We start from the raw sequence: 14673 nt of genomic DNA, 5'->3' as shown, positions 1-14673 counted from the left end.
AATCAATACCCAGATACTTCCGAAAACCAGACACCGAGAGCAGGAACAATCATGGCGGAGCTGACGATCTCCTCCGACGAGATCCGTAGCGCGATCGAGAACTACACCGCGAGCTACTCCCCGGAGGCCTCCCGCGAGGAGGTCGGCGTTGTGACCGACACCAGCGACGGCATCGCGCACGTCAGTGGCCTGCCTTCGGCGATGGCCAACGAACTGCTGGAGTTTCCCGGCGGAATCCTGGGCGTTGCCCTCAACCTCGACGCCACCGAAATCGGTGCCGTCATCCTGGGTGACTACGCGGACCTCCAGGAGGGCCAGGAAGTCAAGCGGACCGGCGACGTTCTGTCGGTTCCCGTCGGCGACGGCTTCCTCGGACGCGTCGTGGACCCCCTCGGCCATCCGATCGACGGCCTGGGCGATATCGAGAGCAACGAGACTCGCGCCCTCGAACTGCAGGCAGCATCCGTGCTCGAGCGCCAGCCCGTCGAGGAGCCGCTGCAGACCGGCATCAAGGCCATCGACGCCATGACGCCGATCGGCCGCGGACAGCGTCAGCTCATCATCGGCGACCGCAAGACGGGCAAGACCGCCGTCTGCATCGACGCGATCCTGAACCAGAAGGCCAACTGGGAGTCCGGCGACGAGAAGCAGCAGGTTCGCTGCATCTACGTCGCGATCGGCCAGAAGGGCTCGACCATCGCGGGCGTCAAGGCTGCTCTCGAGGAGCAGGGCGCGATGGAGTACACCACCATCGTCGCCGCCCCCGCATCCGATTCCGCCGGCTTCAAGTGGCTCGCTCCGTACACCGGTTCCGCCATCGGCCAGCACTGGATGTACCAGGGCAAGCACGTTCTGGTCGTATTCGACGACCTGACCAAGCAGGCCGAGGCTTACCGCGCCATCTCGCTGCTGCTGCGTCGCCCGCCGGGACGTGAGGCTTACCCCGGTGACGTCTTCTACCTCCACTCCCGTCTGCTGGAGCGTTCGGCGAAGCTGTCCGACGCGCTCGGCGGCGGATCGCTGACGGCGCTGCCGATCATCGAAACCAAGGCGAACGACGTCTCGGCGTACATCCCGACCAACGTCATCTCCATCACCGACGGTCAGGTGTTCCTCGAGTCGGACCTCTTCAACAAGGGTGTTCGTCCCGCCATCAACGTCGGTATCTCGGTGTCCCGTGTCGGTGGTGCCGCGCAGACCAAGGGCATGAAGAAGGTGTCCGGTTCGCTTCGCCTGGAGCTGGCCCAGTTCCGTGAGCTCGAAGCATTCTCCGCGTTCGCGTCGGACCTCGATGCCGCGTCGAAGGCGCAGCTCGAGCGTGGCGCTCGCCTGGTCGAGCTGCTCAAGCAGGATCAGTACAGCCCCATTCCCGTCGAGGACCAGATCGTCTCGATCTACCTCGCCGGTGAAGGCGTCTTCGACAGCGTTCCCGTCGGTGACGTGCGCCGGTTCGAGACCGAGCTGCTGGAAGACCTGCACCGCAGTGCCTCCGACGTGTACTCGAGCATCAAGGGTGGCAAGGCGCTCGACGCCGACAACGCCGCCGCGCTGATCAAGGCCACCGACAAGTTCAAGGAAGGCTTCCTCGCATCCGACGGAAGCCGGGTCGTGAACGAGGCCGAGGCCGAGGCGCTCGACGCCAACGAGGTCGGGCACGAGCAGATCAACGTCAAGCGCACCACCGTCAGCAAGTGAGCGCCCAGTCCATGACACTGCGTCGCACCACCACGGGGACGCCGCGAAACATGAAGGGAGAGTGATCGATCGATGGCAAGCATTCTCGAACTGCGGTCTCGTATCAAGTCGGTCAACTCGACCAAGAAGATCACCAAGGCCCAGGAGCTGATCGCGACCTCGCGCATCACCAAGGCTCAGGCCCGGGTCGCTGCGTCGAAGCCGTATGCCGAGGAGATCACCAAGGTCCTGACGGAGCTGGCAAGTGCGTCGGCGTCGTTGGATCACCCGTTGCTCAACGAGCGCGCCAACGCCAAGCGTGCTGCCGTCCTGGTTGTCACCAGCGACCGCGGCATGTGCGGTGGGTACAACTCCAACGTCCTCAAAGAGGCCGAGGAACTGTTCCAACTGCTGCGCAGCGAGGGCAAGGACCCGGTCATCTTCGTGCTCGGTGCCAAGGGCCTCGGCTACTACACGTTCCGTGGTCGCGACCTGGGGGCTGCGTGGACGGGGTTCTCTCAGGACCCCGGTTATTCCGATGCTGCCAAGGCGAGCCGCCACCTGGTGGAGCTCTTCATGGCCGGATCCGGCGCCGAGATTCCCGCCTACAACGGCGAGGGAACCATCGAAGGTGTCGACGAACTGCACATCGTCTACACCCGCTTCGTGTCGATGCTCACTCAGTCTCCCGAGGTGCGGCGGATGGCTCCGCTGGACGTCACGGTCTCCGAGGAGAACATCGAACTCGGTGAAGACATGCTGTCGAACGGTCACCGGAACGACGAACCGGTCGCCGGATACAACTTCGAGCCGGAACCCGACAGGTTGCTCGGTGCCCTTCTGCCGAAGTACATCAGCACCCGCATCTACTCCTCGCTGCTGGATGCTGCGGCGTCGGAGTCGGCTGCCCGTCGTACCGCCATGAAGGCGGCGACGGACAACGCAAACGAACTGGTGAACACTCTCAGCCGTCAGGCCAACCAGGCTCGCCAGGCCCAGATCACCCAGGAAATCAGCGAGATCGTCGGCGGCGCGAATGCGCTCGCCTCGAGCGCAGGAAGTGACTAAGCAATGACCGCAGCAGTAACCGAAACAAACGGGGCAGGTTCGGATTCGTCCGTGGCCGGCCGCGTCGTGCGGGTCATCGGTCCCGTCGTGGACGTTGAATTCCCGCGTGGCTCCATTCCTGAACTGTTCAACGCCTTGCATGCCGAGATCACGCTTCCCTCGGTCGCCAAGACGCTGACCCTCGAGGTCGCGCAGCACCTCGGTGACAACCTGGTGCGCACCGTCTCCATGCAGCCGACCGACGGCCTCGTCCGCGGCACCTCGGTGGCCGACACGGGCAAGCCGATCTCGGTTCCCGTCGGCGACGTCGTCAAGGGCCACGTGTTCAACGCACTGGGCGACTGCCTCGACGCTCCCGGCACGGGACGCGACGGCGAGCAGTGGGGCATCCACCGCAAGCCGCCAGCCTTCGACCAGCTCGAGGGAAAGACGGAGATCCTCGAGACCGGTATCAAGGTCATCGACCTCCTCACCCCGTACGTCAAGGGTGGAAAGATCGGTCTGTTCGGTGGTGCCGGTGTCGGCAAGACCGTTCTGATCCAGGAAATGATCACCCGTATCGCCCGCGAGTTCTCCGGAACTTCGGTGTTCGCAGGCGTCGGTGAGCGCACCCGTGAGGGCACCGACCTTCACCTCGAGATGGAAGAGATGGGCGTCCTGCAGGACACCGCCCTCGTCTTCGGCCAGATGGACGAGCCGCCGGGAACGCGTATGCGCGTCGCCCTGTCCGCACTGACCATGGCGGAGTACTTCCGCGATGTCCAGGGCCAGGACGTTCTGCTGTTCATCGACAACATCTTCCGTTTCACCCAGGCCGGTTCCGAGGTGTCGACCCTGCTCGGTCGTATGCCTTCGGCCGTGGGTTACCAGCCGACCCTGGCTGACGAGATGGGTGAGCTGCAGGAACGAATCACCTCGACGCGCGGTCGCTCCATCACCTCGCTTCAGGCGATCTACGTGCCCGCCGACGACTACACCGACCCGGCGCCGGCCACGACGTTCGCGCACCTCGATGCGACCACCGAGCTGTCGCGACCGATCTCGCAGATGGGTATCTACCCCGCTGTGGACCCGCTGAGCTCCACCTCCCGGATCCTCGAGCCCGGCATTGTCGGTGCCGAGCACTTCCGGGTGGCCAACGAGGTCAAGCGAATCCTGCAGAAGTACAAGGAACTGCAGGACATCATCGCCATCCTTGGTATGGACGAACTGCAGGAAGAGGACAAGGTCCTCGTCGGCCGTGCCCGCCGTCTGCAGAAGTTCCTCGGCCAGAACTTCATCGTCGCCGAGAAGTTCACCGGTGAGCCCGGGTCCGTGGTGCCGCTCCGCGACACCATCGAGGCGTTCGACCGCGTCTGCAAGGGCGAGTTCGATCACCTGCCCGAGCAGGCGTTCAACAGCTGCGGTGGACTCGACGACGTCGAGGCTGCAGCCAAGAAGATCGCCGGGAAGTAGTCGACGATGGCTGAGATGACCGTGGAACTCGTCGCTGTCGAGCGACGGTTGTGGTCTGGTTCGGCGACTCTCGTCAGCGCACAGACGACCGAGGGTGAGATCGGTGTCATGCCTGGTCACGAGCCTGTCCTCGGACAGCTCGTGGAGGGTGGCGTCGTCGCGATTACGACAGCCGACGGCGAGCGTATCGTCGCAGCTGTGCACGGCGGCTTCCTTTCCGTGACTGCGAAGTCCGTCACGATCCTCGCCGAGTCCGCCGAACTCGCGGAGGACATCGACGTGGAGGCCGCCCGGGCGGTGCTCCAGGAGAGCGGAGACGATCTCGAGGCGATTGCTGTTGCCAAGGGTCGAGTTCGCGCCGTAGAGCGCGCATAGGTTACACGAGACAGACCGCGACGGAGCCGACGAACAGTGACAATCGGAATGACTGTGTTGATCATTCTGGTTGTGCTGCTCGCCGCCTTCGTCGCGGTCTTTCTCTATCGTCTGGCTGTTCTTCGTCGCGGTGGAACCGCGGCTATTCTCCGCGTGGCGCCTTCCGCGGGGGACACCGGATGGCGTCACGGCGTCATTCGTTACGGCGAGGGCTCCCTCGTCTTCTTCAAGTTGTCGAGTTTGCGTCCCGGCCCTGATTCGCGCATCGAGCGGCAGGGGATCGAAGTCGAAGGCCGTCGTAAACCCGCGGGCTCCGAGTTCGACATCATGTCCGACGAAATCGTCATCCTGTCCGTGAAGGACCGAGGCGCCGCGTACGAGATCGCCTTGGACGGTGGAGCTTTGACCGCGTTCCTGTCGTGGGTCGAATCTCGTCCGTCGGGCCGATCGGTACGCGGACGCCGATTCTGATCAGGCTTTCCCCGCTCCCGGTTTCCAGAGCACGTCTCCTTCGGGATTCGCGACCCGTCCCACGATGAAGAGCAGATCCGAGAGCCGGTTGAGGTACTTCGCCGGCAGCGCGTGAGTGTTCTCGGGATGTGCGTCGACAGCGGCCCACGCCGATCGCTCCGCACGCCGTGTCACGGTTCGCGCAACGTGGAGCAGCGCTCCCAATGGGGTTCCGCCGGGCAGTATGAAGGAATTCAGGGGTTCGAGGCGCTCGTTCAGCTCGTCACACCAGCGTTCGAGCCGGTCGATGTAGTCGGCGGTGATACGCAGCGGTGGATACTTGGGTTCCTCGACCACCGGGGTGGACAGATCGGCACCGGCATCGAACAGGTCATTCTGTATCTGCCGCAGAATCGACAGGATTTCCTCGGGGGGATTCCCCAGCGCCACCGCGACGCCGATTGCGGCGTTCGCTTCATCACAGTCCGCATACGCGACGAGACGGGGATCGTTCTTCGGTACGCGGGAGAAATCGCTGAGTCCGGTGGTCCCGTCGTCCCCGGTCCGGGTGTAGATCTTGGTGAGGTGTACGGCCATAGCGTTACGGTACCGGCCTCCGAGGTCGGTGCCGCTGGCTCTAGGCTGTGCTTCGTGAGCGAACGCTTCCTTGTTACCGGTGGTAACCGTCTCGTAGGTGAAGTGTCTGTCGGGGGCGCCAAGAACAGTGTTCTGAAGCTGATGGCGGCGGCGCTGTTGGCTGAGGGCACCACCGTCGTGACCAATTGCCCCGACATCCTGGACGTTCCTTTGATGGCCGATGTCCTGCGCGGCCTCGGGTGCGAGGTGGTTCTCGAAGATTCGTTGGTTCGGATCACCACGCCGGCGGAGCCGAAATACCACGCGGACTTTGCCGCAGTTCGCCAGTTCCGAGCATCGGTGTGTGTGCTGGGCCCCTTGGTGGCGAGGTGCAAACGCGCGGTGGTCGCTCTACCCGGCGGCGACGCCATCGGATCCAGGCCACTCGATATGCATCAATCCGGGCTTCGATTGCTGGGCGCGCAGAGCACGATCGAACACGGATGTGTCGTTGCCCAGGCAGACGATCTGCACGGAGCCAACATTCGGCTTGCGTTCCCGTCTGTGGGGGCGACGGAGAACATCCTCATGGCCGCTGTTCTCGCCAAAGGCGAGACGGTGATCGACAATGCCGCGCGTGAGCCGGAGATTGTCGACTTGTGCAACATGCTGATCCGTATGGGTGCCAAGATCCTGGGCGCGGGCACGTCGACGCTCACCATTCAGGGCGTCGACCAGCTCGAACCGACCACACACCGCGTCATCGGTGACCGCATCGTGGCCGCGACGTGGGGAATCGCCGCGTCGATGACGAGGGGGGACGTCCGGGTCCGTGGCGTCAACCCGAAACATCTCGGCTTGGTCCTGGACAAGTTGCGGGCAGCGGGGGCAGAGGTCACCGCGGAGGCCGACGGATTTCGGGTGGAGCAGCAGGCTCGTCCCACCGCTGTCAACTTCGCGACGCTCCCGTATCCGGGCTTCCCCACGGACCTGCAGCCCATGGCGATCGGTCTCGCAGCGGTGGCCGAAGGTACCTCGATGATCACGGAGAACGTGTTCGAGGCCAGGTTCCGCTTCGTCGAGGAAATGATCCGGCTGGGGGCCGACGCGCGGACGGACGGACACCACGCGGTTATCCGCGGGATACCGCTGCTGTCGAGCGCGCCCGTGTGGTCGTCCGACATCAGGGCCGGCGCCGGATTGGTGCTTGCCGGTCTTGTGGCAGACGGAGTGACAGAGGTGCACGACGTATTCCACATCGACCGCGGCTATCCATATTTCGTCGAGAACCTGCAAGGCCTCGGAGGCCAGATCGAGCGTGTCGACGCCGGATCCTGACGGGTTCGCAGCCGATTCACCCCAGTGGTCGCAGGGTGAGTCGGGCGTCACAGTCCTCGAGGCGGCGACCGAAGGACCGAAGTTGCTGGACGCCAACCGATTGACCAGCGCAAACGGGGCTGAGCGCCTCGGCGACCTGGGGATTTGGCAACCTGTTTCCCGTCGCGTAACTTATTCGAAGTCAGAGCGACACGGACACCGACCCCGGCCGGAAGGCGGGGGACACGAGGTTGGACGAAGGCGCCTGGTAATCCGAAGTCACAGCGTGTTGTATGGTTGTGCTTCAACCCTGATCTTCTTGCTCAACGCCCTGGTTTGCTCCGGTGTGGCTGGTAAGATAGCCTGGGAAAGTTGCCCCGGATCGGTCGGAGATGTTGTCTTCGGGTGTGATGGTGTGTGCGTGTTCTTTGAGAACTCAACAGTGTGTCGATGAATGTCAGTGCCAAATGTTTTTGGTACTCCGCATCACGGATGATCGGCTGGGCCTTTGGGTTTGGTTGTGAGTGGTGTGGGTATTTGCTGGCTCTTTCTCCTTCTTCCGTCGGAGAGGGGGTCAGTGTGATTGAGCTAGTTTGAGTTTTTGATCGCTAGTGATTTGACTCGATGTCTATGACTGATTGGGGTTCGCCTCTTTCTAGAGTCTTCAACGGAGAGTTTGATCCTGGCTCAGGACGAACGCTGGCGGCGTGCTTAACACATGCAAGTCGAGCGGTAAGGCCCTTCGGGGTACACGAGCGGCGAACGGGTGAGTAACACGTGGGTGATCTGCCCTGCACTTCGGGATAAGCCCGGGAAACTGGGTCTAATACCGGATACGACCTTCGGCTGCATGGCTGGGGGTGGAAAGGTTTACTGGTGCAGGATGGGCCCGCGGCCTATCAGCTTGTTGGTGGGGTAATGGCCTACCAAGGCGACGACGGGTAGCCGACCTGAGAGGGTGACCGGCCACACTGGGACTGAGACACGGCCCAGACTCCTACGGGAGGCAGCAGTGGGGAATATTGCACAATGGGCGAAAGCCTGATGCAGCGACGCCGCGTGAGGGATGAAGGCCTTCGGGTTGTAAACCTCTTTCAGCAGGGACGAAGCGAAAGTGACGGTACCTGCAGAAGAAGCACCGGCTAACTACGTGCCAGCAGCCGCGGTAATACGTAGGGTGCAAGCGTTGTCCGGAATTACTGGGCGTAAAGAGTTCGTAGGCGGTTTGTCGCGTCGTTTGTGAAAACTCACAGCTCAACTGTGAGCTTGCAGGCGATACGGGCAGACTTGAGTACTGCAGGGGAGACTGGAATTCCTGGTGTAGCGGTGAAATGCGCAGATATCAGGAGGAACACCGGTGGCGAAGGCGGGTCTCTGGGCAGTAACTGACGCTGAGGAACGAAAGCGTGGGTAGCGAACAGGATTAGATACCCTGGTAGTCCACGCCGTAAACGGTGGGCGCTAGGTGTGGGTTCCTTCCACGGAATCTGTGCCGTAGCTAACGCATTAAGCGCCCCGCCTGGGGAGTACGGCCGCAAGGCTAAAACTCAAAGGAATTGACGGGGGCCCGCACAAGCGGCGGAGCATGTGGATTAATTCGATGCAACGCGAAGAACCTTACCTGGGTTTGACATATACCGGAAAGCCGTAGAGATACGGCCCCCTTGTGGTCGGTATACAGGTGGTGCATGGCTGTCGTCAGCTCGTGTCGTGAGATGTTGGGTTAAGTCCCGCAACGAGCGCAACCCTTGTCTTATGTTGCCAGCACGTAATGGTGGGGACTCGTAAGAGACTGCCGGGGTCAACTCGGAGGAAGGTGGGGACGACGTCAAGTCATCATGCCCCTTATGTCCAGGGCTTCACACATGCTACAATGGCCAGTACAGAGGGCTGCGAGACCGTGAGGTGGAGCGAATCCCTTAAAGCTGGTCTCAGTTCGGATCGGGGTCTGCAACTCGACCCCGTGAAGTCGGAGTCGCTAGTAATCGCAGATCAGCAACGCTGCGGTGAATACGTTCCCGGGCCTTGTACACACCGCCCGTCACGTCATGAAAGTCGGTAACACCCGAAGCCGGTGGCCTAACCCCTTGTGGGAGGGAGCCGTCGAAGGTGGGATCGGCGATTGGGACGAAGTCGTAACAAGGTAGCCGTACCGGAAGGTGCGGCTGGATCACCTCCTTTCTAAGGAGCATCTCCAGTCATGTACCGCTGAACAGTCAGTGGATGATGGTCTGGCAGAGGCCATTTCGGATGCGTATGTCATCCGGTGGTTGCTCATGGGTGGATCGCTGACAAGTATTGGTTCTCAACTGCCGGCCTGTGTGTTGGTGGGAGAGCGAATTATATCGACATACTGTTGGGTCCTGAGAGAACACGTGAGTGTTTTTTCTTTCAGGAAAGTGACGACAGGCAAGCACTGCAGGTCAAACCGCAGGTGGGTGTGCCCCTTTTTTTGGGGGTGGATTCGTCTGGTCTGGTGTCTGCGTTGGGTGTTTGGTTGTGTGTTGTTTGAGAACTGCACAGTGGACGCGAGCATCTTTGTTGTAAGTAATGAAGAGCGTACGGTGGATGCCTTGGCACCAGGAGCCGATGAAGGACGTAGGAGGCTGCGATAAGCCTCGGGGAGCTGTCAACCGAGCTGAGATCCGAGGATGTCCGAATGGGGAAACCCAGCACGAGTGATGTCGTGTTACCCGCATCTGAATATATAGGGTGTGTGGAGGGAACGTGGGGAAGTGAAACATCTCAGTACCCACAGGAAGAGAAAACAATAGTGATTCCGTGAGTAGTGGCGAGCGAAAGCGGAAGAGGCTAAACCATGGATGTGTGATAGCCGGCAGGCGTTGCATTCGTGGGGTTGTGGGGTTCATCTTGTCAATGCTGCCGTGTTGGCCGACAGTAAGAAATCATGGTGTTAGTGGAAGTGGTCTGGAACGGCCTGTCGTAGAGGGTGAGAATCCCGTACACGAAAACATTGTGACTGTCGTGATGGAAACCCAAGTAGCACCGGGCCCGTGAAATCTGGTGTGAATCTGTCGGGACCACCCGATAAGCCTGAATACTCCCTGGTGACCGATAGCGGACTAGTACCGTGAGGGAAAGGTGAAAAGTACCCCGGGAGGGGAGTGAAATAGTACCTGAAACCGTGCGCTTACAATCCGTCAAAGCCTTCGAACACTTCGGTGTTGGGGGTGATGGCGTGCCTTTTGAAGAATGAGCCTGCGAGTTAGTGGCATGTCGCGAGGTTAACCCGTGTGGGGTAGCCGTAGCGAAAGCGAGTCCGAATAGGGCGTTCATAGTGGCATGTTCTAGACCCGAAGCGGAGTGATCTACCCATGGCCAGGTTGAAGCGACGGTAAGACGTCGTGGAGGACCGAACCCACTTAGGTTGAAAACTGAGGGGATGAGTTGTGGGTAGGGGTGAAAGGCCAATCAAACTCCGTGATAGCTGGTTCTCCCCGAAATGCATTTAGGTGCAGCGTCGCGTGTTTCTCACCGGAGGTAGAGCTACTGGATGGTCTAGGGGGCCCACAAGCTTACCGAAATCAGCCAAACTCCGAATGCCGGTGAGTGAGAGCGCGGCAGTGAGACTGCGGGCGATAAGGTTCGTAGTCGAGAGGGAAACAGCCCAGATCGCCAGCTAAGGTCCCTAAGCGTGTACTAAGTGGAAAAGGATGTGGGGTCGCGAAGACAACCAGGAGGTTGGCTTAGAAGCAGCCACCCTTGAAAGAGTGCGTAATAGCTCACTGGTCAAGTGATCCTGCGCCGACAATGTAGCGGGGCTCAAGTACACCACCGAAGCTGCGGCATTCACACAATGCACCCCCATTTTCCTGCGGGAGGGTGGGCAGTGGTGTGGATGGGTAGGGGAGCGTCGTGTGGCCATGGAAGCGGCGGGGTGACCCAGCCGTGGAGGCCACACGAGTGAGAATGCAGGCATGAGTAGCGAAAGACGAGTGAGAAACTCGTCCGCCGAATGACCAAGGGTTCCTGGGCCAGGTTAATCCGCCCAGGGTGAGTCGGGACCTAAGACGAGGCCGACAGGCGTAGCCGATGGACAACGGGTTGATATTCCCGTACCCGTGTGAACGCGCCCCTGGTGAATCAGTGATACTAACCACCCTGAAACCGCGTGTGAACCTTCGGGTTCGCAGGTGGCGGATGCGTGGGACCTGATCTGGTAGTAGCCAAGCGATGGGGTGACGCAGGAAGGTAGCTGAGCCAGTCAGTGGTAATACTGGTGTAAGCCTGTAGGGAGTGACCTAGGCAAATCCGGGTCACACATATCCTGAGAGGTGACGCATAGCCGAATGAGGCGAATTCAGTGATCCTATGCTGCCGAGAAAAGCCTCTAGCGAGCTTTCACACGGCCCGTACCCCAAACCGACACAGGTGGTCAGGTAGAGAATACTAAGGCGATCGAGATAACTATGGTTAAGGAACTCGGCAAAATGCCCCCGTAACTTCGGGAGAAGGGGGGCCTCGTCTGGTGATCACTCTTGCAGTGTGAGCTGGGTGGGGCCGCAGAGACCAGTGAGAAGCGACTGTTTACTAAAAACACAGGTCCGTGCGAAGTCGTAAGACGATGTATACGGACTGACGCCTGCCCGGTGCTGGAAGGTTAAGAGGACCGGTTAGCCATTTCGGTGGCGAAGCTGAGAATTTAAGCCCCAGTAAACGGCGGTGGTAACTATAACCATCCTAAGGTAGCGAAATTCCTTGTCGGGTAAGTTCCGACCTGCACGAATGGCGTAACGACTTCTCAGCTGTCTCAACCATAGACTCGGCGAAATTGCATTACGAGTAAAGATGCTCGTTACGCGCGGCAGGACGAAAAGACCCCGGGACCTTCACTACAGCTTGGTATTGGTGTTCGGTTCGGTTTGTGTAGGATAGGTGGGAGACTGTGAAGCGCTCACGCCAGTGAGTGTGGAGTCGTTGTTGAAATACCACTCTGATCGTATTGGACCTCTAACCTCGGACCATGATCTGGTTCAGGGACAGTGCCTGGTGGGTAGTTTAACTGGGGCGGTTGCCTCCCAAAATGTAACGGAGGCGCCCAAAGGTTCCCTCAGCCTGGTTGGCAATCAGGTGTCGAGTGCAAGTGCACAAGGGAGCTTGACTGTGAGACTGACAAGTCGAGCAGGGACGAAAGTCGGGACTAGTGATCCGGCACCGGCAAGTGGAAGCGGTGTCGCTCAACGGATAAAAGGTACCCCGGGGATAACAGGCTGATCTTCCCCAAGAGTCCATATCGACGGGATGGTTTGGCACCTCGATGTCGGCTCGTCGCATCCTGGGGCTGGAGTAGGTCCCAAGGGTTGGGCTGTTCGCCCATTAAAGCGGCACGCGAGCTGGGTTTAGAACGTCGTGAGACAGTTCGGTCTCTATCCGCCGCGCGCGTTAGAAACTTGAGGAAGGCTGTCCCTAGTACGAGAGGACCGGGACGGACGAACCTCTGGTGTGCCAGTTGTTCCACCAGGAGCACCGCTGGTTAGCTACGTTCGGAAGGGATAACCGCTGAAAGCATCTAAGCGGGAAGCCTGTTCCAAGATGAGGTTTCTCACCCCTCGAGGGGTAAGGCCCCCGGCAGACCACCGGGTTGATAGGCCAGAACTGGAAGCCCAGTAATGGGTGTAGGTGACTGGTACTAATAGGCCGAGGACTTACCACAAAGAAGCTACGCGTCCACTGTGCAGTATCTGAAACAACACACAGATACCCGATTCCCTTCACGGAACTCCCGACAGTTCCGCACCCCACCGGGTGCGTGGCCCCAGGGGGAAACCGGACAAGGGATGAAGGGTGTGTGACAGTTTCATAGAGTTACGGCGGCCATAGCGGAGGGGAAACGCCCGGCCCCATTCCGAACCCGGAAGCTAAGCCCTCCAGCGCCGATGGTACTGCACTCGACAGGGTGTGGGAGAGTAGGACACCGCCGAACATCCGTTACCGGAAGCCCCTCAACACCTGTTGGGGGGCTTCCGGCATTCCACAACAAAAATGGATGGTCCCGGGACCCTCATGGTCGGGTAGCGCCGGCGAGTACCTGCAACGCCCGCGTGGCGAGATGAAGGTTCAATCGGGTATCGACGCTCCGGAGATCACGATCGGTGAGTTCGTGTATACGGGACATGCGGTATCTCAAGGTACTGCGGTGAATTCGGAGAGCGCGAGCGGTTTCGTCGTACTTGCCACCGCAGTCCAGATACTGGGCCAAGGTGGCTGTCATGGTGCTGTGGTGGTCACGGTCGTAGTCGAGGAGCGGTCCGAGCCATTCCTGAACGAAATTTTCGACGTCGAGTGTCGTGGCGTGCGCGTCGAGGATGCGGTATACGCCCAATTCGTCAAAATGAGTCACGCCCCAGGGCGACAGTGATTGCTTTCGTATTTCCAGGGCTCGTACTGCGTTCCTGTACGACTGAGGTATCTCACTGGGTAACGAACATTCTGATCCGACACCCATCACTCCGCTCGCCGGCCCGAGGGTCTTCTCCACAGTCCGGAACGCTTCAACCGCATCGGTTTTCGACTGTGTAATCGCGGCGACGACCCCAGAACCGTGGTCGCTGCGGTGCATGAGAAGGGCCGCGGAATCGGTCGAGGCGAAGTATCGGTGTAGGGCGTCGGACACGGTATCGGCATTCGTCTCCGAATCCCACTCGACCACCAGAACGCGCTGCGGTTCGTGAAGGTCGTAGCCAAGTGCTTCGGCACGCGAGTAGGCACTGTCGTCGTCGGTTCCAGAGAGGAGATCGTCCCCGAGGTCGCGGCTCAACCGTGCCTCGGTCTCCGCCAACGACCGTTCGTGCGCCATCTCGATGGCGAGGACCGTCGCGGCGTGTTCCAGCGCGAACGTGTCCAAGTCCGTCGCCGCGTGGTCCGGGTCGCAGAGGTACACGATCCCCAGCAGAGTTTGACGGGGCCGCACGATCTGCAGGATCCGGTTGTCCTCCCGCAGGGGTTTGCCCTCCATAGTGGCTCGGCGGATGACGTCGACTCGATTCCGGCCCCCAATTCGACGGTATCGCGGCATCTTTCCGGGACCGGCCCAGACCCGGAGGTTGCCGAATTGGTCCTCGACCCCCACGGGTAGTCCGGTCAGCTGATGGAGGGTATCCGCGATGACCGCTTCGGACGCGCCCGCGAGAGAAAGCCGATCGAGCGTTTCGCGGATCCTCGCTTCGGACTGGAGTCGCTCGAGCTGCTCCGACACTGCGGCCAGCTGCTCCGACACTGCCGCGACTTCGTCGGAGGCTTCTCGCACACTGCCTGCCTGCGCTTCTGCGTGCAAGGCGCGGGAGGCGGAACGCAGGGCAGACACCGTGTGCTGAATCAGCAGTTCGAGAAGAGTGACTTCCCTCTGGGATGGTGGACGAGTCGCCCGGATCATCAGCTCGATGGTGTCGATCGAAGGGTCGTCGAACAGAATGCGCTGACGCCAGAATCCGTCGGTATCTCCTGCCACCGGTTCCACTGTGAACGGTCCCAAGTGACCAAGGGCCTCCCGCATCACGCCGAGGACAGTGTCCCGATCACCGGAGTCATGCATGTCCGCTGTGAGTGCCAGAACGGTACAGAGGTCGGATGCCCGAGGAGTGTCGACCACCCTGGGGTCTGGGGATGCTTCCAGATCCATGCCTTGATCTACCCCGGATATCCAGGGTCGAAACCCCCAAGGGTGTGCGTTCGTGCCGATTTCCGTCAGACTCTTTCGTTCCGCCGTGACCATGTGGTGCGCGCCGGCAGGCGTCAATC

Annotated in this window: 8 protein-coding genes and 3 rRNA genes; 9 read left to right on the top strand and 2 right to left on the bottom strand. The window is 60.6% G+C overall.

Annotated elements, in window-relative coordinates:
* The first annotated feature begins 51 nt into the window (after positions 1–51).
* The 5 genes from atpA (at position 52) to JQT59_RS26930 (ending at position 5043) form a co-directional block, all read left to right on the top strand.
* Positions 52–1695, top strand: coding sequence for a F0F1 ATP synthase subunit alpha (atpA, locus tag JQT59_RS26950; protein WP_213572667.1), 1644 nt, complete (start codon positions 52–54; stop codon positions 1693–1695).
* Between the two features lie 72 nt (positions 1696–1767).
* Positions 1768–2742, top strand: coding sequence for a F0F1 ATP synthase subunit gamma (locus JQT59_RS26945; RefSeq protein ID WP_213572666.1), 975 nt, complete (start codon positions 1768–1770; stop codon positions 2740–2742).
* Positions 2743–2745: 3 nt separating this feature from the next.
* Positions 2746–4197, top strand: coding sequence for a F0F1 ATP synthase subunit beta (atpD, locus tag JQT59_RS26940; RefSeq protein ID WP_109328707.1), 1452 nt, complete (start codon positions 2746–2748; stop codon positions 4195–4197).
* Positions 4198–4203: 6 nt separating this feature from the next.
* Complete coding sequence (locus tag JQT59_RS26935; RefSeq protein ID WP_109328709.1) at positions 4204–4572, top strand: F0F1 ATP synthase subunit epsilon; 369 nt, start codon at positions 4204–4206, stop codon at positions 4570–4572.
* A 48-nt stretch (positions 4573–4620) separates the two neighbouring features.
* On the top strand, positions 4621–5043 hold the full coding sequence (locus JQT59_RS26930; protein ID WP_213572665.1) for a DUF2550 domain-containing protein: 423 nt from the start codon (positions 4621–4623) through the stop codon (positions 5041–5043).
* On the opposite strand, the gene JQT59_RS26925 is transcribed toward JQT59_RS26930, so the two are convergent.
* Complete coding sequence (locus JQT59_RS26925) at positions 5044–5619, bottom strand: cob(I)yrinic acid a,c-diamide adenosyltransferase (protein WP_213572664.1); 576 nt, start codon at positions 5617–5619, stop codon at positions 5044–5046.
* 54 nt (positions 5620–5673) lie between these two features.
* Here JQT59_RS26925 and murA point away from each other — a divergent pair, with 54 nt between their 5' ends.
* The 4 genes from murA (at position 5674) to rrf (ending at position 12859) form a co-directional block, all read left to right on the top strand.
* A complete protein-coding gene (gene murA / locus JQT59_RS26920) occupies positions 5674–6936 on the top strand; it encodes a UDP-N-acetylglucosamine 1-carboxyvinyltransferase (RefSeq protein WP_213572663.1) in 1263 nt (420 codons plus the stop codon).
* Between the two features lie 643 nt (positions 6937–7579).
* Positions 7580–9096: ribosomal RNA gene (locus tag JQT59_RS26915) — 16S ribosomal RNA — on the top strand.
* Between the two features lie 360 nt (positions 9097–9456).
* A 23S ribosomal RNA gene (locus tag JQT59_RS26910) occupies positions 9457–12589 on the top strand.
* A 153-nt stretch (positions 12590–12742) separates the two neighbouring features.
* Positions 12743–12859, top strand: a 5S ribosomal RNA gene (gene rrf / locus JQT59_RS26905).
* The 16S, 23S and 5S rRNA genes sit together here, the layout of an rRNA operon.
* Positions 12860–12937: 78 nt before the next feature.
* Here the strand turns inward: rrf and JQT59_RS26900 are convergent.
* Positions 12938–14554 (bottom strand): PucR family transcriptional regulator, encoded by a 1617-nt coding sequence (locus tag JQT59_RS26900; RefSeq protein WP_213572662.1) that lies wholly within the window; start codon positions 14552–14554, stop codon positions 12938–12940.
* Between the last annotated feature and the right edge of the window lie 119 nt (positions 14555–14673).

This window comes from Rhodococcus sp. USK13 (genome assembly GCF_018343855.1).
Classification (GTDB): Bacteria; Actinomycetota; Actinomycetes; order Mycobacteriales; family Mycobacteriaceae; genus Rhodococcus_F; species Rhodococcus_F oxybenzonivorans.
This window is presented reverse-complemented; position numbering and strand designations above follow the sequence as displayed.